This window comes from Cellulomonas triticagri (assembly GCF_003696205.1).
Lineage (GTDB): Bacteria > Actinomycetota > Actinomycetes > Actinomycetales > Cellulomonadaceae > Cellulomonas > Cellulomonas triticagri.
Genome location: NZ_RFFI01000079.1, coordinates 1 through 22,064 on the forward strand (window position 1 = coordinate 1; position 22,064 = coordinate 22,064).

Genomic DNA, 22,064 nt, shown 5'->3' on the forward strand with positions numbered 1-22,064 from the left:
CCCGCTGCTCGCCGATGCGCGCACCTCGCCCGTGGCCCCGGCCGGTCCGCCGCCGCGCGGCCGCCACCGGTGCACCCACGGCATGACGCCCCGCGTGCCAGGTCCCGCCCGCGTCCTGCCCCCCCCCCGGGGACGACGGACGGGGCCGGGCCGGTGGTCGCCCACCCGCCCGGCCCCGCCGGTCCTGCCCGTCAGTCGACGGCGAGCGCCGCCACCGGGGGAGTGCGTGCCGCGCTGCGCCCCGGGAGCACCGAGGCGAGCACCCCCGCGACGAGCGCGACCCCGAGCACGATGCCGAGGTCGGCCCACGGGACCCGGAGCTCGAGGTCCGCGAGGCCGGACAGCACGGCCGCGGAGCCGAGCCAGCCGTACGCGACCCCGAGCAGCACGCCCACGACGGCCCCGACCCCGGCGATCAGGGTGCCCTCGACGGCCATGCTGGCCCGCAGCTGCCGCCGGGTGAGGCCGACGGCGCGCAGGGTCGCCGACTCGCGGCGTCGCTCGATGACCGACAGGGACAGGGTGTTGGTGACGCCGATCAGCGCGATGACGACGGCGACGGCGAGCAGGCCGACCACGACGGCGAGCATGGTGTCGATGGCCCGCTCGTAGAGCGCGCGCTCCAGGGCGGCACCGCGCAGGTCGACGGTGCTGTCGGCGGTGAGGTCCTGCACGGTGGTGAGCACCGAGCCGGCGTCGTCGGCGTCGGCGAGCCGCAGCCACGCGGTGCTGCGGACGCCCTCGGAGCCGAGCGCGTCCAGGGTGCCGGGGGTGACCAGGACGGTCCAGTCGTCCAGGGGCACGACGGTCGCGGTGAGGTCGGTGCTGGAGGCCCCGTCGAGCGGCTCGCCCGTCATCTCGTCACCACGGGCGACGGCGAGGCTGTCACCGTCCTCGATGCCGTAGGCCCGCGCCATGCTGTCCGGCACGACGACGGTGCCGTCGGCGACGGCCTCCGCGACGTCCGGGTTCCGCAGCAGCGTGGTGGCCTGCGCCGGGGTGAGCGCGACGGCGGTGGTCGTGCTGCCGCGCAGGGCGACGAGCTCGGTCGCGAGCGGCTCCGCGGCGACGACGCCGTCGACGGCCGCGAGGTCGGTGACGAGGCCGGCGGGCAGGGGCTCGCTGACGCTCGATCCGTCGGACGCGACGGTGGTGGAGGTGCTGACCTGCAGGTCGACGGGGAACCGGGCGTCGAGCTCGCCGCCGAGGGTGGCGCGCGCGGTCACGGCGCCGGTGCTCATCATCGCGACGAGCGTGACGCCGATGAGCAGCGCGGTGCTGGTCGCGGCGGTGCGCGCCGGGTTGCGGCCGGTGTTCGCGGCGGCGAGCCGGGCGGGCATGCCGGCGCGACCGGCGAGCCTGCCGACGCCCGCGACCACCTTCGGCATCCAGAACACCGCGCTGACCAGCAGCCCGATGAACGAGGCGGCACCGCCGAGGATGGCGAGGCCGACCGCGGCGAGGAGGTCGGCGGTCTGCGCGAGGGCGACGCCGCCCGCGAGGCCGAGGACGCCGCCGATCACGAGGAGCAGGCTGAGCGCGAGCCGGACGCGGCCGGCGCGGCTGCCGACGGCCGGGGTGTCGCTGGGGCGCAGCGCGGCGATCGGGGCGACCCGGGTCGCGATGCGGGCCGGCGTGAGCGCCGCACCGACGGTGACGAGCACGCCCACGGCGAGCGGGGCGACGACGGACGCGACGGTCGGCCGGATCGCGGACGGCACCGGGAACGGCAGGTCGGCGCCCTGCATGACGAGCAGCGCGGCCTGCACGAGGACGCCGCCGAGGACCAGGCCCGCGACGGAGGCGACGACGCCCAGCAGCGTCGCCTCCAGCAGCACGGAGCGGCGCACCTGGGAGCGGACGGCACCGACGCAGCGCAGCAGCGCGAGGGTGCGGGTCCGCTGCGCGACCAGCACCTGGAACGTGTTCGCGATGACCAGCCCGGCGACCAGGAGCGCCACGGCGGCGAACGACAGCACGACGACCAGGACGGGCGCGGTGCCGTCGCCGGAGATCATCCGCTCGGCGGCGGCGTCGCGGGTGCTGACCGAGACGGTGGCACCGTCGGCGTCGAGCACGCCCTGCACCGCGTCGGTGACGGTCGCGGTGTCGGCGCCGGGTGCGACCGCGACGAGCAGCTGCGACACCGCGAGGTCGGAGATCGTCGGGTCCGGGGTGCCCGTGCCGTACCAGGCGAGGGTGTCCGCGGTAGTGGCCTGGGCGACGCCGTCGTACTGCGCCCACGCGGAGGTGGGGTCGGTGGTCAGGGCGGCGACGGTGACGTCCTCGGTGCGCTGCACCCAGGTCCCGGCGGTGTCGTCCCCGGGCTCCGCCGGGTCCTCGGCCCACGCGGAGTAGGCGACGGTCACCGTGTCGCCGAGCCCGACCTCCAGCCGCTCGGCGGCGCGCTCGGGCAGCGCGATCTCGCCGTCCGCGGTGGGCAGCGCCCCGGAGGTGACGTGCTGGGTCTCGAACGACGGGTCGCTGGCGACCGGGATGACGGTCTGGGTGATCTGCTTCGTGCTCGAGGACAGCGACACGTACGGGACGGTGACGACCGGGTCCGCGGCGGCGACGCCGGGCTCGGCGCGCACCGCCTCGAGCTGGGCGTCGGAGATCGCGCCGTCGGTGACGGCGACCAGGTCGGCGTCACCGAACTGGGCGGTGACGGAGTCGTAGGAGATCCGCTGCATCACCGCACCGGAGAGCAGGGTCGCCGCGACGAACGCGGTGCCGATGGCCACGGCCACGCCCGCGGCCGTCAGGCGGCCGATGCTGCGGCGCATCTGCGCCAGGGTGAGCCGCCACATGTCAGGCACCTGCCGGGGCGTCGGTGACCTCGAGCTGGCGCAGGGCGTCCAGGCCCGTGAGCACGGCCTCGGGGGTGGGGTCGACGATGTCGCCCGCGATCCGGCCGTCGGCGAGCAGCACCACGCGGTCGGCGTAGGCGGCGGCCGTGGGGTCGTGCGTGACCATGATGATGGTGCGGCCGAGCTCGCGGACGGAGCGGCGCAGGAAGCTCAGCACCTCGGCGCCCGACCGGGAGTCCAGGTTGCCGGTGGGCTCGTCGGCGAAGACGACCTCGGGCTTGGCGATCAGGGCCCGGGCGATGGCGACGCGCTGCTGCTGGCCGCCGGACAGCTCGGAGGGCCGGTGGTCGAGCCGCTGCCCGAGGCCCAGGGTGCTCACCAGGGTGTCGAACCACGCCCGGTCGGCCTTCGCCCCGGCGAGCTCCAGCGGCAGCAGGATGTTCTGCTCCGCGGTGAACATCGGCAGCAGGTTGAACGACTGGAAGACGAAGCCGACGCGGTCGCGACGCAGCCGGGTCAGGGCGTCGTCGTCCAGCGTGGTGACGTCGGTGCCGCCGAGGTACGCCGACCCCGCGCTCGCGGCGTCGAGCCCTGCCAGCAGGTGCATGAGCGTGGACTTGCCGGAGCCCGACGGGCCCATGATCGCGGTGAACTCGCCCGCGGCGAAGTCCACGTCGACGCCGGCCAGCGCCCGGACCTCGGCCTCGCCGCGCCCGTAGACCTTGGTCAGGCCGCGCGCCCGGACGGCCGGTGCGGTGCTGGGGTGGGCGCCGGGTCCTCCGGCAGGGGTGAACGGGTCCACGGCTGTGCTCCTCGTGGTCGACGGGCTGGTGTCCTCGACGCTACGGAGCGCGGGGGTGCGGCGTCGTCCACCCGGGGCCCGGTCCTCGTGTCATCCCCCGGTACGACGGACGGGTCGGGGGTCAGGTCCCCGGGACGACGAGGCCCGTCTCGTACGCCACGACGACGGCCTGCACCCGGTCGCGCGCGCCGAGCTTCGCCAGGATGCGTCCGACGTGCGTCTTGACGGTCGCCTCGGCGACGAACAGGTCCTCGCCGATCTCGGTGTTGGACCGGCCCCGGGCCATGAGCACCAGGACCTCGCGCTCGCGCTCGGTCAGCGCGGCCAGCGACTCCAGCGCGGCGCCGCCCGCCTGCTGCTCGGCGGGCAGGGCGGTGACCAGGTGCTCCAGCAGCCGGCGCGTGGAAGAGGGGGCGATGACGGCGTCGCCGCGGTGCACGGTGCGGATCGCGGCGAGCATGTCCTCCGGCGGGGCGTCCTTCAGCAGGAAGCCGCTCGCGCCCGCCCGGATCGCGGACATCACGTACTCGTCGAGGTCGAACGTCGTCAGCACGATGATGCGCGGTGCCGGGTGCTCGGGAGTCCCCGCGGCGACGATGCGCTCGGTCGCGGCGAGGCCGTCGAGGCCGGGCATGCGGACGTCCATGAGGACGACGTCGACGGGCCCGAGCACCCGCGCCTGGCCGGTGCCGGGGGTGAGCGCCTGCACGGCCTGGGTGCCGTCACCGGCCTCCAGCACCACCTCGAGGTCGGGCTGGGAGTCGATGACGAGCCGGAAGCCCGCCCGGACCAGCTGCTGGTCGTCCACCACGCCGACGCGGATCGTCTCGGTCATGCCCGCCAGCCTAGGGCTGCGGCTGGGGTGCGACGCCCGGGGGCAGCGGCAGCTCGGTGCGGACGCGGAACCCGCCGCCCGGCCGCGGTCCGACGGTCAGCGTCCCGCCGACCATGGTGGCGCGCTCCCGCATCCCCAGCAGGCCCTGCCCGAGGCCGTCCGAGCCCGCGGAGGCGCCGCGCCCGTCGTCCGCGACCTCCAGGGTCAGCGACGACGCCTTCCACTGCACCAGGACGGTGACGGTCGGGTCGGGCCCCGCGTGCTTGAGCACGTTCGTCAGCGCCTCCTGGCAGATCCGGTAGACGGTCAGGCCGATGCCGGGCGGCAGGGGGCGCGCGGTCCCCATCCGGACCAGGGACGCCCGCACACCCGAGCCCCGGACCTGATCGACGAGCTGCTCCAGGTCGTGCTCGCCGGGCTGCGGCGTGAACGGCGCGGCCGGGGCCGACGCCGGGGCGCCCTCCGGAGCGGCACCGTCCGGCTCGCGCAGCACGCCGAGCAGGCGGCGCATGTCGGCCAGCGCCGCGCGGCCCGTCTCGGCGACCGTGCCGAGGGCCCGTGTCGCGGCGTCGGGGTCGGCGGCCGCGGCGTACCGCCCGCCGTCGGCCTGCGCGATGATCACGGACAGCGAGTGGGCGACGATGTCGTGCATCTCGCGGGCGATGCGGGTGCGCTCGGCCGACGTGGCGATCCGGGCCTGCTGGTCGCGCTCGACCTCCAGGCGCAGGGCACGGTCCCGCAGCGTCGCGATCGTCTCGCGCCGGGCGCGGCGCATCAGCCCGAACGCCCAGGTCGCCACCGCGCACGCGCAGCAGAACACCGCGAGCGAGATCGTCAGCGCGACGAGCTCCGCCCGCCCGCCGTACCAGACGGTCAGCAGCACGAGCGCCGTGGCCTGCACGAACGACCCGACGACCGCGGAGACGATGGCGGTCCAGTGCGACCAGCGCGGCCCGTGCACCGTCACCGAGTACAGCGCGACGAGCACGGCGAGGTCGGCGGGCATCATCGTCGGGGCACCGAGCAGGATGTGCAGCAGCCCGGCGGCGTAGACGGTGACGGCCGACGCGACGGGGTTGCGTCGGCGCCAGGCGAGCGGCGCCCACAGCGCGACGCCCAGGACGACGGCGAGGCCGGTGCTCGTGCCCCACCCGCTCACGGCGACACCGACGCCGAGCGGGACGGCGACCACCCCGGTCGCCGCGGTCAGGCTCGCGTCGATCCCGAACTGGTGCCGCTCCTCCCACGCCTGCAGGCGCTCCCACCACGTCATCGCGCCAGCGTAGGTGGGGCGGGCGGCCGGGGGCGTGGCCCCGGGGGAGGACGGAGGTCCCACCCAGGTCCACCTCCGGGGGGACCAGGGGACCGTGGACGGGACACGACCGGACGGATACCCGCGTGTGCCGTGTGCCAGACCGTTTCGTGACCTAGCATGGCGCAATGACCCAGGTGCTGCTGGCGGAGGACGACCCCGCGATCGCCGAGCCTCTCGCGCGGGCGCTCGGACGCGAGGGCTACGACGTCCAGGTGCAGGGCACCGGGCAGGGAGCCATCGACCGCGCCAGCGAGGCCGACCTCGTCGTGCTCGACCTCGGCCTGCCGGACATGGACGGCCTCGACGTCGCGCGGGCCATCCGCAACCAGGGGCTGACCACGCCGGTGCTCGTCCTGACCGCTCGCGCGGACGAGGTGGACCTCGTCGTCGGGCTGGACGCCGGCGCCGACGACTACGTGACGAAGCCGTTCCGGCTCGCCGAGCTGCTGGCCCGCGTGCGGGCGCTGCTGCGGCGCACCGGCGGCGACACCCCCGACGAGGACGAGCTGCGCGGCCAGGACGTCCGCGTCGACGTCGCCGCGCACCGCGCGTTCCAGGGCGAGCGCGAGCTGCACCTCACCGCCAAGGAGTTCGACCTGCTGCGCGTGCTCGTCGCCGCCGCGGGCACCGTCGTGGCGCGCGAGACCCTCATGCGCGAGGTGTGGGGCTCCGACCCGACCGGCTCGACCAAGACGCTGGACATGCACGTGTCGTGGCTGCGCCGCAAGCTCGGCGACGACGCGAGCTCGCCGCGCTACATCAGCACGGTGCGGGGGATGGGCTTCCGCTTCGAGTCCGGCGAGGGCACCCGGGGCTGACCCGTGCGCCGCCGTGTCCTGCAGGCCACCATCGCGGCCGTCACCGTGGCGGTGGTGCTCCTCGGGTTCCCCCTGGCGTTCCTGGGCGCGCAGTACGTCCGGGACAACGAGATCGCGTCCCTGCAGACGCGCGCCTCCGACCTGGCGCGGCAGATCGACAGCCGCGTCCAGGAGAACCAGCCGCTGTCCGACCGGGTGCTGGAGCCGTACGTCGAGCGCGGCGGCGGCATCGCCGTCAGCGTCTTCGTGGTCACGGAGAGCGGCGCGCGGTTCCAGGCCGGCCCCGAGGTCCCCGACCGCACCGTCACGATCACCGAGACGTCCGCGACCGGCGCGCGCATCACCATGTACGCCCCGTGGTGGGACGTGTTCCTGCTGTCCGCGCAGATCATGGGGCTCGTCGTCGCCGCGGCGCTCGTCGCCTTCGCCGCCGGGATCGGCATGGCCATCTGGCAGGCCAACCGCCTCACCGCGCCGCTGGTCTACCTCGCCGCGTCCGCCGAGCAGCTCGGCTCCGGCCAAGTGCGCCCGCAGCTCGAACCGTCCGGCGTCGAGGAGATCGACCTCGTCGCCGCCGAGCTCGCGCGCAGCGCCGACCGGATGGCCGGGCGCCTCGCCGCCGAGCGGCAGTTCGCGTCCGACGCCTCGCACCAGCTCCGCACCCCGCTCACGGCGCTCAGCATGCGGCTCGAGGAGATCATGCTCGCCTCGGACGACGACGCCGTCCGCGAGGAGGCCCGCATCTCGCTGGAGCAGGTCGAGCGTCTCGTCACCGTCGTCGACGACCTGCTCACCCGGTCGCGGCGCGCGCAGGGCGGCACCACCGAGGCGATCCGGCTGGTCGACGTCGTGCACCAGCAGGAGGAGGAGTGGCGCCCGACCTTCGAGGCCGAGGGCCGCCGCCTCGTCGTGGACGTCTCGCCCGCCACCCAGGTGCTCGCCACCCCCGGCGCGCTCGCGCAGGTCCTCGCCACGCTCATCGAGAACTCGCTGCGGCACGGCGGCGGCACCACCACCGTGCGGTCCCGGCCCGGCGCGTCCAAGGCCGTCGTGGTGGAGGTCGCCGACGAGGGCGACGGCGTCCCCGACGACCTCGCGCCGCGGATCTTCGAGCGCGAGGTCACCTCCGGCAAGGGCACGGGGCTCGGCCTCGCCCTCGCGCGGGACCTCGCGTCCGCCGACGGGGCGCGGCTCGAGCTCGCGCAGCGGAGGCCCGCGGTGTTCGCGCTGTTCCTCACCGGGGTGCCCGCGGCCATGGCGCCCGACGTGGTGCTGCCGCGGGGGTCGATCATCTCGCCGCGGTCGGAGCGGGTGCGGCGGCGACGGGGCTGAACGCCGCCACCGCTCCGCGTCAGCCGGCTGAGCTGATCGTCGCCTCGGTCACGCGCTCACGAGCGAGTGCGTCGGTGAGGGTGCGGATCAGGGCGAGGGTGAGCAGGGGGTAGTCCGTGCCGCCGAGGTCGATGCGCACGGCGTGGTGGTCGCCGGTGGTGGTGACGTCGGAGACGTACGAGGGCGTGAAGGTCTCGTCGCTGTCGGCGTCGCCGGGGTCGGTGTGCTCGGTGCCCCGCTCGTCGACCAGGGCGAACCGGAGGGCGGCTGCGGTCAGGGCGCGGTGGACGGCGTCGTCGGGGGCGCCGGTGACGACCAGGGTGGGGTCGGTCAGGCACGTGCCGGGCTGCGGGGTGCGGCGACGCAGGGTCCACGGGGTGAGGATGATGCGCGGGCCGGTCGGGCCGGCGGTGTCGTCGGCGACGGCCTGGAGGGCGGCGTGCCAGGCGTCGGGGTCGGTGAGCAGGGTCATGGCCTGGTCCTCGTCGAGGACGGGGCCGGGTGCCGGGTCCGGCGACGTGGCCGGGGTCGAGGGATGCACGGCGGTGGCCGGGCCGGTCGGCAGGTCCCACCAGCCGACGGGCATGGGGGTGAGCTGGACGTAGGCGTAGGGGTCCGGGCCGGTGGTCTGCAGGACGACGTCGGTGCGCCCGGTGGGGATGTGCAGGGAGTGCACCCGGCAGGTGCGGCCCTTCTGGGAGTGCCAGAGCAGGTGCTCGGTGCCGGCGTAGCCGAGCAGCATGGGCAGCTGGGGCGGGTTGAGGCGGGCGAGGTCCATCAGGGCGGGGTCGAACCAGTGGGTCGTGCGCTCGTGGAGGTCGTAGAAGCCGAACGGCAGGGTCTTCTCGTGGTAGCCCTCGCGGTAGAGCAAGATGCGGCGGGAGTCGGGGCTCCAGTAGCGGGCGTCGCCGGTGGCGGGAGAGGCGTCCTCGACGGTGTGCTGCACGGTCCCGTCGTGGGGGTCGAGCACCCGCGTCGTGACGATGGGCGGTCGGGAGCCGAGTTCGCGGGGCCAGTCGTTGTGGCCCGCGATGAGGTGGCGTCCGTCGGGCGACCACTCGGGTCTCCACCCCGGGCTGGTGCCGATCACCCGGGGTGGTGCGCCGTCGAAGGCCAGCACCGTGAGGTCCCCGAAGTAGGTGTGGTGCTCGTCGCGCGGCCGGTCCTCCTTCGGGTAGTCGTCACACACCGTGACCCGCTGGCCGTCCGGGGCTGGGGTCGCCGTGACCGCCGGGTCGAAGCCGTTGCCATGGGGGGTGAACGTCAGGCTCGCTGACTCCCCGCTCACCAGGTCGTGTCGCCAGATGCGCAACGGCCTGCCCTTCTCCAGCGGTAGGCGTACGCGCTCGGGGAAGACGATGCTGCTACCCCCGAACACCATGCGGGTGGAGAAGTAGCCGACGCCCCGAAGCCCGGGAAGCGGGACGAGGGTGCCGCGCTCGCGGTCCCACCCGCACCGGCCGTACTCGTAGTGGTCGACGGTCAGGGCGTGCTCGCCGCGAGTGCGCTCCACGGGGTCGAGTGCGAATTTCGCGCGCTGCAGCGGGGTGTTGTCAGGCATTGTTCCTCGTGTTCAAGGGGAATGTTCGGGACATCTGGGACATTGCGGCTGCGCGGCTGTGCGGGCAATGAGTGGTGCCTATTCTGCGCTAATGTCGCGCCCACTGTCGTCCAGTGCGGGGTGGGTGTGTCGTGTCGCGTGGGGTGCTCGTCCGGATCGCCGTCGCCGTCGTGCTGGCGCTCGTCGCACCCGTGATCGGGGCGGGGCCAGCACAGGCGTCGGCTGCTCCCGTCACGGTCCCGCAGGACGTCGCGTCGCCCGACGTGTGCGCGCAGGTCGCGCCGGCGCTTCACCGGCACCGGGCGTGCATCAACGGCACCGTGGACGTGAGCACACGCGGCTACGGCCTCACGGACCTGTGCTTCCGCACGGTCGCGAGGGAGACGCGGTACGACCGGCGGGTGTGCACGAACGGATCGCGGGTGCAGGCCGAGCGGATCGCGCAGGCTCGGCTCGTCCTCGCGCTCGACGGGAAGCGCGGTTCGTATGACGTCAGGAAGGGCGTGACCCCGGCCGTCCAGTGGGAGACGCACGTCCCCGGCTCGCCCACCGGCCGGGCCGACGTGCTGCACCTCGATCCCGTCGGCACCCCCTCCGCGACGAACCCGGTGCGGGTGTGGGAGGTCAAGGGGACGTGGAACATGTCGGCCGGGGAAGTCGCGTCGGGCTCCTTCGGGTCCCCGCTGGCCCAGGTCGACCGGTACGTCGAGGGCTTCCGCACGCACTACGGCTGGGGCGGAGCCCAGCGCGGCCCGGCGGGGTACGCCGACGAGTTCGAGATCGAGGTCGAGCAGTGCCGGGACGGGTCCGCGCGCACGATCCGGTACCAGGTCGCCGCCCCGGTGCCCGGCATCGTCGTGGTCACCCCGTCCGAGGCCCGTCGCTGCTCGGACGAGTCCCAGCGGGAGGCCGAGGAGGCGCAGGAGCGCTACCTCGAGCTGGAGCGGACCGAGGTCGGCTCGTCGACGTTCGACCCGCAGGCGGACCCGCCGAGCGGGACGCTGACGGCGCCCGAGGTGACCCACGAGATCGACCGCCTCGTCGGTGTGTCCAAGGCGCTGCGGGAGGCGATGGCCCGCGGGGCGGCCAACCGGCGTCCGCTCGACTACCCCAACCAGGTCAAGCTGTGCCTGACCCTGGACCGGGTGGTGCCGCGCACCATCGGGGACGGGTCGGTCGGCAAGGTCGGGGCGAGCTGCCTGAGCATGTCCTCGCGCGCGGAGATCATGTCGGCGGCGTGGTTCTGGTGGGCGCTGCAGGAGGCGCTGCGCCAGGGCCTGCTGAGCGAGGAGGAGGTGGAGCAGCTGCTCGGCTCCGACTCCGACTCCGACTCCGACGAGGGGGGTGGTCAGGGGAGCGTGCCCGCCCAGGTGGTCGGTGACCCGCACCTGATCACCTTCGACGGGCTGAACTACGACCTGCAGTCGGTCGGCGAGTTCGTGTTCGTGGAGAACTCCGAGCAGGGCGTCGCCGTCCAGGCGCGGTTCGAGGCGTGGACGGACGCGGTGTCGGTGCCGACCGCGCTCGCCCTGTCCGTGGGCGGCCGCACCGTCGAGCTGCGGCGCGACCGGAGCGCCCTCGTGGACGGGACCACGACGCTGCGGTCGGTGGGTGACACGTTCATCACGGACACGGACCTCGTGGTCATGACCCGGAAGGCCGACGTGCTCGTGGCGTGGCCCGACGGGATCGGCGGGTTCTCGACGCTGTCCTGGACGACGAACGCCGCGGGCGGCGCCATGGCGCTCGTGCTCACGCAGCACGCCCGAGAGGGGGTCGCGGGGCTCCTCGGCGACGCGAACGGTGACCCGTACGACGACCTCCGGCTGCGGGACGGGCGCCAGCTCCGGCCGGACGTCGACGCGCAGGTGCTGCACGACCTGTACGCGGACAGCTGGCGCGTGACGTCCGACGAGTCGTTGTTCACCTACGCCGACGGGCGGTCGACGGAGTCGTTCACCGACCGGACGCACCCGAAGACGCTGGTCACGCGCGGTGACTTCGCCGAGGACGAGCAGATGGCGGCTGCGGAGTTCTGCGCGAGCATGGACGTGCTGCCGGGACCGGCGTTCAGCAACTGCGAGCTGGACATGCTGGCGACGGGGAACTGGGCGTTCGCCGCTGCGCTCGCCGACGTCCGCCATCCCGGGATCGGTCGGGACGAGGTCGGGTTCGACGATCCCACCGGCGCGATCGAGGTCGACTTCGAGTCCGCGCTGCCGATCAACCTCGAACCGGTGCGGGTCGCGCACGACGCCGTCACCACGACGTTCGCCGGCCCGTTCACCGGGACCGAGAAGTACCGGTTCTACGTCTCCGACCTCCCGGTGCACGACGAGATCACCCTCGAGTTCGACCTGATCACGCTCGGCGCCGGCTGGCTGGGCGAGGAGACCGTCCAGCTGACGGTCGAGGGAGCGCCACCGCGGGTGCTGCCGCGCGAGGACGTGCACGACGGGCTGCTGTCGACCGGGACGCCGTACCGCAGCTCGCGGGTGTCGATCACGGTCCCGCACTTCGCGACCCGGTTCGCAGCCGACCTCGGTGCGGTCGGCCTCAGCGCGCCCGCCTCCCAGGGGTTCGCGGTCGACGACCTCGTCCTGCGGGTCCGCCACGTGCCCCCGCAGGTGTTCGCGGTGGGCCTGGGCGACGGCATCGTGGAGGTCGGCCCGGGCGCGCCGGCGCCGGGTGCGGGGCACCTGGAGTCGCGGGTGTCGGTGGACGAGTACGAGTTCTCCGTGCCGGACGGCACCCGCGTGCTCATGGAGGTCGCTGCCGGCCTGGCGTCGAGCAGCTCCCAGCAGGCGCTGGGGTGGGAGATCCGTGATCCCGAGGGTCGCGTCCTCGGGGGGAGCGAGTGGGACAACCGGCTGCGCACCGTCGAGCAGGTGCGGTTCGACGAGGTGCTGCGCGCCGGCGAGCACCGGCTGCGCGTGTGGTCACCGGGGGAACGTCGGGCGGGGACCTACCAGCTGCGGCTCTACACGGAGCCCGCGCCGGAGGTGTTCGACGTCGTGGTCGACGACACCGGCACCACCGACCTGCGCACGGCCGGACCCGGGGCGGCGGTGCTGGAGACACGGCTGTCGCAGGACGTGTTCCAGTTCGCCCTCGCCGAGACGGCGGATCTGGTGTGGGAGTCGAGCACCTCGACGGCCGGGAGCGTCTCGGGCACGCTGCGTGGAGCGGACGGTGCCGAGGTCGACCCGGACGAGCACGAGGAGATGACGCGGCGGTTCGGCGCCCTGCCGCCGGGGGTGTACACGCTGGGCTTCGAGGCGTCCGCGGGCTGGGCGCCGACGCAGGTCCGAGCCACGAGCTACCAGCCCGGCACCCTGCAGCTCGTGCCCGCGACGCAGGTCTTCCAGGTCGACCTCGAGAACGGGCCGGTGGCCCTCGTCGCGGGTGCCCAGGGACCGGGGTCCGGGACGTTGGAGACCGCCTACGCGGTGGACGAGTACGTCTTCACGGTTCCCGAGAGGGCGCGGGTGCTCATGGACGTGCTCTCGGGCGTCGCGGCGTACTCCGCTCAGACACTCGGGTGGCAGGTCCAGGACAGCGAGGGGGCAGCTGTCGGCGGCGCGGCGTGGACCGGCCGCCCGGCCGACCAGCCCGAGGAGTGGGCGCGGTTCGACCGGGTCCTGGACGCGGGGGAGTACCGGCTGCGGGTCTGGTCCCCCGGTCAGCAGCACGCGGGTTCGTACCGGCTGCTGCTGTACGTCGAGCCTGACGAGCAGGTGTTCGACGTGGCGCTCGATCCGTCGGCCGCTGTGCGCCTGGCGGACACGGGTGCCGGTGCCGGGGTGCTCGAGACGCGCCTGTCCCGCGACGTCTTCCGGTTCTCGCTCGCTGAGCCCGCTGACCTGGTCTGGGACGGCGTCGCCGCTCAGCTCGCCCTGGAGTTCACGCTCGCCGACCGGCACGGCACCGTCGAGCAGGGGCCGGTGCGGGCGCTGAGCCGGTTCGGGGAGCTGCCCGCGGGGGACTACACACTGACACTGGCCACCTCGCCGGACGCACCCACAGCCTGGAACCCGTGGCCGCTGGGGTACGGCGGCGGATCGTTGCGGGCCCTGCACACGACCGAGGTGTTCGCGGTGGACCTCGGCGCGGGCGTGGTCGAGGTGTCCCCGGGGGCTCCTGAGCCAGGAGCGGGGCACCTGGAGTCGCTGGTCTCGGTGGACGAGTACGTGTTCGCGGTGCAGGACGAGACGCGGGTGCTGGTGGATGTCGTGTCCGGGATCCCGGCGGCCTCGTCCCAGCAGACCCTCGGCTGGGAGGTGCTCGACGGGGACGGCAGCCCGGTCGCCGGCAGCGAGTGGCGGGGATCGAGATCGGCGTTGCGCGCGGAGCAGGTCCGGTTCGACGAGGTCCTCGCCGCGGGTGAGTACCGGTTGCGGGTGTGGTCGCCGGACCAGCGCTACGCCGGGACCTACCGGCTCCGGATCTACACGCAGCCGGCCGACGAGGTCCACGAGGTGGCGGTGGACGACCGGACACCGGTCGCGCTCGCCGCCGCCGGTCCCGGTGCCGGGGTTCTCGAGACCCGGCTGTCCCGGGACGTGTTCCGGTTCGCGCTGGCGGAACCGGCTGACCTGGTCTGGGCCTCCGGGCTGGAGCCCGAGCACCCGGTGCGGGGGACGCTGCTCGACGCGCAGGGCCGCACCGTGCCGCCGGACGAGGTCCGCGGCACGCCCACCGCGCTGGCCGAGCGGCACTTCGCCGCGCTGCCCGCCGGGGAGTACGCCCTCGTCCTCGAGGCGTCCGATCGCTGGCCGGTGGCGCTGACCCAGGCGTACACCTACGCTCCGGGGACGCTGCTGGTGAGGCCGGGCCCGCAGACGTTCGAGGTCGACGCCGCCGACGGACCGGTGCTGCTGTCGACCGTCAGCCCGGGTGCGGGAGCGCTCGAGACCGCGTTCTCGGTGGACGAGTACGCGTTCTCCGTGACGCACGAGTCGCGGGTGCTGGTCGACGTGCTCCGCGGGGTCGCCTTCTCCACGTCCTGGACGCTCGGCTGGCAGGTGCTGGGTGCCGACGGCGAGGTGCTGGGGGGCAGCGAGTGGACCGGTCGCCCGGCGGACCTCACGGCGGAGCAGGTGCGGTTCGACGAGGTGCTGGCCGCGGGGGAGTACCGGCTGCGGGTGTGGTCCCCCGAGCAGCACCGCGCGGGCGAGTACGAGATGCAGCTGACCGTCGACCCCGTCGACCAGGTGTTCGAGGTCGCCGTCGGCGGGCCCGTGGCGACGCGTCTCGCGGACGCCGGTCCGGGCGCCGGCGTGCTCGAGTCCCGAGTCGCACGCGACGAGTTCCGGTTCACGTTGACCGAGCCCGGGGACCTGGTCTGGGAGCAGGTGACGACCAGCCCGCACCTCGAGTTCACCCTCGCTGGACCCGACGGCGTGGTCGGGACGGACCCCCTGCAGGGTGTGCGGGTGTTCGACGACCTGCCGGCGGGCGACTACGTCCTGAGCGTGCGGTATGCGCCCGACGCGCCGCCGCTGTGGGCGGTGAGCGGCCGGGTGACCTACGCCCCGGGCACGCTGCTGGCGATGCGGGCGACCGAGACCTTCGAGGTGGACCTCGCCGTGGGGATCGTCGAGGTCGGGCCCGGCACGCCGGCGCCCGGCGCGGGCACCCTCGAGTCGCGGGCGTCGGTGGACGAGTACCTGGTCACGGTGCCCGAACGCTCGCGGGTGCTCGTGGACGTGGTCGCCGGCATCCCGGCGGGGAGCTCGCGGACGCTGGGGTGGGAGGTCCAGGACGCCACGGGAACCACGCGGGGGACGAGTGAGTGGACGACGGCGGCCGGACGCGTGACACCCGACCAGAACCGCTTCGACGAGGTGCTGGACGCCGACACGTTCCGGTTGCGGGTCTGGTCGCCCGACCAGCGCTACGCGGGTGCGTACTCGCTGCGGATCTACCTGCCTCCGGGCGACGAGGTGGACGAGGTCGAGGTCGACGACCGGGCGCCGGTCGTGCTCGCGGCAGCCGGTCGGGGGGTGGGAGTCCTGGAGACCCGGCTGTCCCGGGACGTGTACCGGTTCACGCTGCCCGAGGCCGCGGACCTCGTGTGGGACTCGACGATCACCGAGACGCACCCGCTCGACTGGGCGTTGGTGGCGGCGGACGGCGCGACGTATCTCCCCGGGAGCACCGCGCAGCCGTTCGCGGGTCAGCGGGCGCGACGGTTCGACCGGCTCCCCGCCGGGGAGTACGCGCTCGTGCTCGAGGCGTCCAGCCGCTGGCCCGCGACGCAGCAGCAGGCGTACCGCTACACCCCGGGGACGCTGCTGCTCGTGCCGGACGCGCAGGTCTTCGACGTCGACCTCGCGTCCGGACCGGTGTCGCTCGAAGCGGGGGTCCTCGGACCCGGCGCGGGCGTGCTGGAGAACGTCTACGCCGTGGACGAGTACGTGCTCGCCGTCCCGGAGGACGCGCGCGTGCTCGTGGACGTGGTCGCCGGACTCGGCGCGGCGTCGTCCGCGGCCCTCGGGTGGCAGGTTCTCGACGGTGCAGGGGACGAGCTCGGGGGCAGCGAGTGGACGGGCCGGTTCGGTGACCTGACCGCGGAGCAGCTGTGGTTCGACCACGAGCTCACGGCCGGTGACTACCGGCTGCGGGTGTGGTCGCCGGGGCACCAGCGCTCCGGCGCCTACCAGATCCAGGTCTATCTCGAACCCGAGCCCCAGCGGTTCGAGGTGGCCCTCGAGGCTGCCGATGGTCCTCTCCGGCTGGCCGAGGCGGGCGCTGGAGCGGGAGCGCTCGAGACGAGGCTGTCCCGCGACGAGTTCGTGTTCTCGCTGAGCGAGCAGACCGACCTCGCGTGGTTCACGCTCTGGGACTCCACGACCGTCGAGTTCACGCTCTCCGACGGGCGGGGAGTGGTCGAACAGGGACCACTGCGCAGGACCAGTCGGTTCGACGACCTCCCCGCGGGGGAGTACACGCTGGCGCTCGCCTGGCCCGCGGACAGCCGCCCGGGCGCGACCTGCGCGAACCAGGTGTACGACCCGGGCACACTGCACCTGATCGATGCGGTCCAGGTCGTCGAAGTCGACCTGGGCGCGGGAGTCGTGGAGGTGTCTCGGGACGTCCCCGCCCCGGGCGCGGGTCATCTGGAGACCCGAGTCTCGGAGGACGAGTACGTGTTCACGGTGGCTGAGGACTCGCGCGTGCTCGTCGACGTGGTCTCCGGTCTGCCGGTCGGCGTCTCGTCCTCCCGCGCGCTGGCGTGGCAGGTCCTCGACAGCAAGGGACACGTGCTGGGTGGGGCGGAGTGGTCGATGCTCCCGTCGGCGCTGAAGGAGGAGCAGGTGCGGTTCGACCAGGTGCTGCCCGCTGGTGAGTACCGGCTTCGCGTCTGGGCTCCCGGGCAGCGGGACTCCGGGAGCTACTGGCTGCGGCTCTACGTCGAGCCGGACGAGGCCCGGTACGACGTGGTGGTCGACGGTGCGGGCGCGTCGATGCTCGGCGGCGCAGGTCCGGGCGCCGGGATCCTGGAGACGCGGTTGTCGCGCGACGCCTTCCGGTTCACGCTCGCCGAACCCGGAGTGCTGGAGTGGCAGTCCCGGCTCAGCGCTCTGGATGTGGTCGCCGGCGTGCTCGTCGGGCCGGACGGCGTGGTGGTCGATCCGGTGGAGGTCCGTGAGCTGCCGGCGTGGAGCTACGCCCGGACCTACCGCCCGCTTCCTCCCGGGGAGTACACGCTGGTCGTGGCAGCATCCGAGCGGTGGTCCGCGACCCAGAACCGGTCGCACACCTACGACGCGGGGGCGCTCACCCTCGCTCCGGTGACAGCCCCCTGACCCGGGCTCGCCGTCGGGCGGCTCAGCCGGGCGTGCGGTGGTCGTCGGTCTGCCGCGGGTGCGGCACGGTGCCCGACGTTCCGGCGCGCGTCCGGACGTCGTGACCGATCTCGGCCAGCGCGGCCGTGCCGGTGAACACGAACAGCTTGTACCCCGCGTACCGCAGGGCGGTCCCCAGGACGATGCCGATGACGTTCGCGACGTTGTCGGAGAACGGGCCCGAGAATCCCAGCACGTAGTGCGAGAACGCCAGCGTCCCCAGGGTGACCCCCGTGGCGACGGCGTTGATCACGAAGAACAGCGCCGCCTCCCGACCCCGGCGGTGCGTCCGCTGGTCCGCGAACGTCCAGTGCCGGCTGCCCAGCCAGGACACGAACGTCGCCAGCAGCACCGCGATCACGCGGGCCGTCAGGGGCTTGTCGTGCAGCAGGTCGACGGGGCCGAAGCGCAGCAGGTTGTACGTGCCGAGGTCGACGACGAACGCCACCGACCCGACGGAGCCGAAGCGCACGAGCTCGAGGAGCCGGGCGCGGAGGGTGGCGCTGAGGCGTCCGGGACGGGCCTGCGGGGCGGGTCCCGGCGCGGCCGTGAGGCCCGGCGCACCGGAGGGAGTCACCGGGTCACGGTATCTCTCCGGACCGGGGTGCTGCTGTGCGGGACGTCCCGGTGCCGGTGGTCGCGCCGGGGTCCGTTAGGCTCGGATGTCGTGGCAGCTCCCGTGGTGGCAGTGGTCGGTGGCGGGCAGCTCGCCCGCATGATGGCGCCCGCGGCGACGGCGCTCGGCGTGCACCTGCGGGTGCTGGTCGAGGACGCGGTGTCGTCGGCGGCGCAGGTCGTGGTGGACGCCCCGGTGGGCGTCGCGTCCGACCCCGTCGCGGTCGAGGCGCTGGTCGTCGGCGCGGACGCGCTGACGTTCGAGCACGAGCACGTGCCGAACGGCCTGCTCACCGAGCTCGTGGACCGCGGCGTCGCCGTGCGGCCCGGGCCGGACGCCCTGGTGCACGCGCAGGACAAGATCGTCATGCGCACCCGGCTGACCGCGCTGGGCCTGCCGTGCCCGCGCTGGGCGGCACTCGACTCCGCCGGCGACCTCACGGCGTTCCTCGCCGGGTCCCCGGACGGCAGCGCCGTCGTCAAGACCGCCCGCGGGGGCTACGACGGCAAGGGCGTGCGGGTCGTGCGCTCCGCCGCCGAGGCCGCCGACTGGCTGGACGCCGCGGCCGCCGGGACCGGTGCGCCGCTGCTCGCCGAGGAGCGCGTGCCGTTCACCCGCGAGCTCGCGGTGCTGGTCGCGCGCCGCCCGTCGGGCGAGGTCCGGACCTGGCCCGTCGTCGAGTCCGTGCAGCGCGACGGGGTGTGCGCCGAGGTCGTCGCGCCGGCGCCCGACCTGGACCCCCGCACCGCCGCCGAGGCCGAGCGCGTCGCCCGCGCCGTCGCCGAGGGTCTCGACGTCACCGGCGTGCTCGCGGTCGAGCTGTTCGAGGTCCCGGGCGGCGCCGACGGCGAGGCCCCGCGCGTGCTCGTCAACGAGCTCGCGATGCGCCCCCACAACTCCGGGCACTGGACCATCGACGGGTCGGTGACCAGCCAGTTCGAGCAGCACCTGCGCGCGGTCCTCGACCTGTCGCTCGGGGAGACCCGGGCGCGCGAGCCCTGGACCGTGATGGCGAACGTCCTCGGCAGCACCCGCGCGGTGCTCACCGACGGCCTCGCGGACGTCGCCGCGCTCGACCCCGGCGCCAAGGTGCACCTGTACGGCAAGGGCGTGCGCCCGGGCCGCAAGCTCGGGCACGTCACCGTCAGCGGGACCGACCTCGCGGACGTGCGGCGCCGCGCGCTGGCCGCGGCGGCGGTGCTGCGCGGCGACACCGTCGACTGACCCCCCCCGACACCGGGCGGTCCCGCCCGGTGACCCGTCCCTCGCGGAGGTAGGCATGGACCCGATCGTCGGCATCGTCATGGGCTCCGACTCGGACTGGCCCGTCATGGAGGCGGCCGCGCAGGCGCTCGCCGAGTTCGACGTGCCCGTCGAGGTGGACGTCGTCTCCGCGCACCGGCAGCCCGACAAGATGGTCGCCTACGGGCGCGAGGCCGCCGGGCGCGGCCTGCGGGTGCTCGTCGCGGGCGCCGGGGGAGCGGCCCACCTGCCGGGGATGCTCGCCGCCGTCACGCCGCTGCCCGTGATCGGGGTGCCCGTGCCGCTGGCCCGGCTCGACGGGATGGACTCGCTGCTGTCGATCGTGCAGATGCCCGCCGGGGTCCCCGTGGCGACGGTGTCGATCGGGGGCGCGCGCAACGCGGGGCTGCTGGCCGCGCGCATCCTCGGCTCCGGCACCGACGACCTCGCCCGGCGGGTCGCGGCGCAGATGCTCACGTTCCAGGACGACCTGCGCGCGCAGGCGGACACCAAGGGGGAGCGGCTGCGGTCGCTGCACGGTGACGGGCGGCGGCCGGGGGTCGGGTTCGGGGGCTGACGCGCCCGCTCAGCGCCCGGCGGGCACGGTGTGAAGGTCCGGTCGAGATGACGGGGGCGCCCGGCGCTCGCCGGGCGGGACCGCCGCGCCACCCCTAGCGTCGAGGGAGTGACGACCACCGCGCCCTCCCGTGACGCCGCCGCGACCGCCACCCCGGCCCCCGCTCGGGTCGCGCGGCTCGCGGCCCTCGACGGCCTGCGGTTCCTCGCCGCGCTGGGCGTGCTCGCCTACCACTTCACGACCCGGGAGACGACGGCGTGGGGGCGGGACCTCGCGGAGGTCGCACCCGCGGTGTCGTCGTGGGCGGTGTACGCGTCCCTCGGCCCGGAGCTGTTCTTCGTCATCAGCGGGTTCGTCATCCTCATGACCGCCTGGGGCCGGTCGGTCCCGGACATCATCGGCTCCCGCGTCGGTCGGCTGTACCCCGCGTACTGGGTGGCCGTGCTCGCGACAGGGGCGCTGCTGCTCTTCGTCTGGCAGGGCAAGGAGGTCACCGGCGGGCAGGTGCTGGTGAACCTCACGCTGCTGCAGAGCCTCGTCGACGTCGGCCACGTCGACGGCGTGTACTGGACGCTCTGGGTCGAGCTGCGGTTCTACCTGCTGATCGCGGTCTTCGCCGCGTTCGGGATCACCCGCCGCCGCGTGCTGTGGTTCGCGGCGCTGTGGCCCGCGGCCGCGCTCGGGGCCCGCGCGCTCGGCTGGTCCGACGCCGTCACCTGGCTGGTCGCTCCGTACGCGCCGCTGTTCGCCGCCGGGATGGCGCTGTACGTGGTGTTCCGGTGCGGGCACGCCGTGGTGCCGTGGCTGCTGGTCGCGGCGAACGCCGCGGCGGCGACGGCGGTCATGGTGCCTGCGCGGATGGAGTCGCTGGGCGCGAACTCCGTGGTCGCCCCGGACGCCGCCGTGCTGGTCCTGGCGCTGCTCGCCTGCGTCGCGCTCGTCGCGCTCGTGACGCTGACCCCCGTGGCCCGGTGGCGCTGGTCCGCGCTGACCTGGGTCGGTGCGCTGACCTACCCGCTGTACCTCACGCACGAGTACTGGGGCCTGTGGATCGTGCACCTGCTGCACGACCGGCTGCCGGTCTGGGCGGTGCTCACCGCTGCCGTCGCGTTCTCGCTGGTGCTCGCGTGGCTGGTGCACCGGTTCGTCGAGCGGCCGTTCGGACCCCGGCTGCGCCGCGCCACCACGCGCGGGTGCGAGCGACTGCGGGACGCGTTCGTCGGGCTCGCGGGTCTGGTGCGCGCAGGGCTGCGTCCGGCTCAGGAACCGGGGACGCCGCCGACCACGCCCGGCTCGAGGGTGCCGTCGCGGACCGCCGCCCAGAACGTCGGTGCCTGGTCCGGGTCGAGCAGGACCGTGGAGCCCACGCCGCCCGGTCGGTAGTCCATGTTGGCGATCGGCGGGGTGCCGGTGACCCCGCCGGGGCCGGTCGCGGAGCGGAACGCCAGGGCCAGGCGGCCGAGGTCGAGGATGTTCGAGCCGTCGCTGACGGTCAGCGCGCCGAGGCCGCTGTCGATCAGCCCGACCTGCGTGGCGGGCTTGAGCAGCACCGACGGGTCAGCGGCCTTGTCGCCCACCGCCGAGATCAGCTGACGCTGCCGCAGGCCGCGGCCGATGTCGCCGGACGGGTCGGCGTACCGCATCCGGGAGAACGCCAGCGCCGTCACGCCGTCGACGGTCCGGCAGCCCGGGGCGTCCCAGATCAGACCGGACATCGGCTCGTTTACGGGGAACTGGATGCCCGTGCTGCCGTCCAGGCAGAGCTCGACGCCGCCCAGGGCGTCGACGATCTCCTCGACGCCGCCGAAGCCGACCTCGACGTAGTGGTCCACCGTCAGGCCGCTGAGCTGCTCGACCGTCTGCACCAGGAGCGGCGCACCGCCCCACGAGAACGCGGCGTTGAGCTTGCTGGAGCCGTTGCCCGGGATCTCCACGTACGAGTCCCGGGGCAGCGAGATCAGCGACGGGGCACCCGACTCGGGGACCTGCAGCAGCAGGATGGTGTCGGTCCGGGCGCCGACGGTCTCGGTGTCCTCGATGACGCCGTCCTCGCGCGAGTCCGACCCGGCGAGCAGGTAGGTGGTGCCGGGCGTCGGCGCGGCGCCGGAGAGCGCCTCGACGTGCTGGATCTTCCCGTTGGCCCAGATCAGCAGGCCGACGGGCCAGGCGATGACCAGGAGCAGGAGCAGGGCGAGCACCCCGGCGACCACGCGGCCGCGACGGCGGCGGCGGGCCGGCCGGGCGGGAGCTCCGGGGGCGTCGCCGACGGACAGCGGGGCACCGGTGCGGGCGCCCGGGGCCCCGGG

General features: G+C 74.5%; 12 protein-coding genes and 1 pseudogene. 6 read left to right on the forward strand and 7 right to left on the reverse strand.

Features of this window, described 5'->3' with window-relative positions; all coding sequences use genetic code 11:
- Positions 1–191: 191 nt before the first annotated feature.
- From EBM89_RS13815 to EBM89_RS13830, 4 genes are all read right to left on the reverse strand, one after another.
- Positions 192–2,810, reverse strand: coding sequence for an ABC transporter permease (locus EBM89_RS13815; protein ID WP_122150004.1), 2,619 nt, complete (start codon positions 2,808–2,810; stop codon positions 192–194).
- 1 nt (position 2,811) lies between these two features.
- Positions 2,812–3,612, reverse strand: coding sequence for an ABC transporter ATP-binding protein (locus EBM89_RS13820; RefSeq protein WP_122150005.1), 801 nt, complete (start codon positions 3,610–3,612; stop codon positions 2,812–2,814).
- Between the two features lie 121 nt (positions 3,613–3,733).
- On the reverse strand, positions 3,734–4,447 hold the full coding sequence (locus EBM89_RS13825) for a response regulator (RefSeq protein WP_122150006.1): 714 nt from the start codon (positions 4,445–4,447) through the stop codon (positions 3,734–3,736).
- A gap of 10 nt (positions 4,448–4,457) precedes the next feature.
- Complete coding sequence (locus tag EBM89_RS13830) at positions 4,458–5,720, reverse strand: sensor histidine kinase (protein ID WP_122150016.1); 1,263 nt, start codon at positions 5,718–5,720, stop codon at positions 4,458–4,460.
- A gap of 167 nt (positions 5,721–5,887) precedes the next feature.
- Between EBM89_RS13830 and EBM89_RS13835 the strand changes: the two genes are divergently transcribed.
- Positions 5,888–6,580 (forward strand): response regulator transcription factor, encoded by a 693-nt coding sequence (locus EBM89_RS13835; RefSeq protein WP_122150007.1) that lies wholly within the window; start codon positions 5,888–5,890, stop codon positions 6,578–6,580.
- Positions 6,581–6,583: 3 nt separating this feature from the next.
- A complete protein-coding gene (locus tag EBM89_RS13840) occupies positions 6,584–7,912 on the forward strand; it encodes a sensor histidine kinase (RefSeq protein WP_122150008.1) in 1,329 nt (442 codons plus the stop codon).
- A 19-nt stretch (positions 7,913–7,931) separates the two neighbouring features.
- On the opposite strand, the gene EBM89_RS13845 is transcribed toward EBM89_RS13840, so the two are convergent.
- Positions 7,932–9,425 (reverse strand): TolB family protein, encoded by a 1,494-nt coding sequence (locus tag EBM89_RS13845; protein ID WP_147463556.1) that lies wholly within the window; start codon positions 9,423–9,425, stop codon positions 7,932–7,934.
- 179 nt (positions 9,426–9,604) lie between these two features.
- Here EBM89_RS13845 and EBM89_RS13850 point away from each other — a divergent pair, with 179 nt between their 5' ends.
- Positions 9,605–17,284, forward strand: a complete 7,680-nt coding sequence (locus tag EBM89_RS13850; RefSeq protein ID WP_147463557.1) for a VWD domain-containing protein — start codon at positions 9,605–9,607, stop codon at positions 17,282–17,284.
- 22 nt (positions 17,285–17,306) lie between these two features.
- Here the strand turns inward: EBM89_RS13850 and EBM89_RS13855 are convergent, their stop codons facing one another.
- Positions 17,307–17,900 (reverse strand): GtrA family protein, encoded by a 594-nt coding sequence (locus EBM89_RS13855; RefSeq protein WP_122150011.1) that lies wholly within the window; start codon positions 17,898–17,900, stop codon positions 17,307–17,309.
- A 90-nt stretch (positions 17,901–17,990) separates the two neighbouring features.
- On the opposite strand from EBM89_RS13855, the gene EBM89_RS13860 reads away from it, so the two are divergent.
- From EBM89_RS13860 to EBM89_RS22160, 3 genes and pseudogenes are all read left to right on the forward strand, one after another.
- Positions 17,991–19,163 (forward strand): 5-(carboxyamino)imidazole ribonucleotide synthase, encoded by a 1,173-nt coding sequence (locus tag EBM89_RS13860; protein WP_122150012.1) that lies wholly within the window; start codon positions 17,991–17,993, stop codon positions 19,161–19,163.
- Between the two features lie 55 nt (positions 19,164–19,218).
- Complete coding sequence (gene purE / locus EBM89_RS13865; RefSeq protein ID WP_122150013.1) at positions 19,219–19,758, forward strand: 5-(carboxyamino)imidazole ribonucleotide mutase; 540 nt, start codon at positions 19,219–19,221, stop codon at positions 19,756–19,758.
- 108 nt (positions 19,759–19,866) lie between these two features.
- Positions 19,867–20,886, forward strand: a pseudogene (locus tag EBM89_RS22160) (acyltransferase family protein); the annotation flags it as partial.
- 131 nt (positions 20,887–21,017) lie between these two features.
- Here the strand turns inward: EBM89_RS22160 and EBM89_RS13875 are convergent.
- Positions 21,018–22,064, reverse strand: a 1,047-nt coding sequence (locus EBM89_RS13875; RefSeq protein WP_233571742.1) for an LCP family protein, incomplete at its 5' end; no start/stop codon positions are given.

What these genes read in the sequence shown, in the direction of transcription:
- EBM89_RS13825 (WP_122150006.1), bottom strand. Translation starts at nt 4,447, where the DNA reads ATGACCGAGACGATCCGCGTCGGCGTGGTGGACGACCAGCAGCTGGTC.
- purE (WP_122150013.1), top strand. Translation starts at nt 19,219, where the DNA reads ATGGACCCGATCGTCGGCATCGTCATGGGCTCCGACTCGGACTGGCCC.
- EBM89_RS13830 (WP_122150016.1), bottom strand. Translation starts at nt 5,720, where the DNA reads ATGACGTGGTGGGAGCGCCTGCAGGCGTGGGAGGAGCGGCACCAGTTC.
- EBM89_RS13815 (WP_122150004.1), bottom strand. Translation starts at nt 2,810, where the DNA reads ATGTGGCGGCTCACCCTGGCGCAGATGCGCCGCAGCATCGGCCGCCTG.
- EBM89_RS13835 (WP_122150007.1), top strand. Translation starts at nt 5,888, where the DNA reads ATGACCCAGGTGCTGCTGGCGGAGGACGACCCCGCGATCGCCGAGCCT.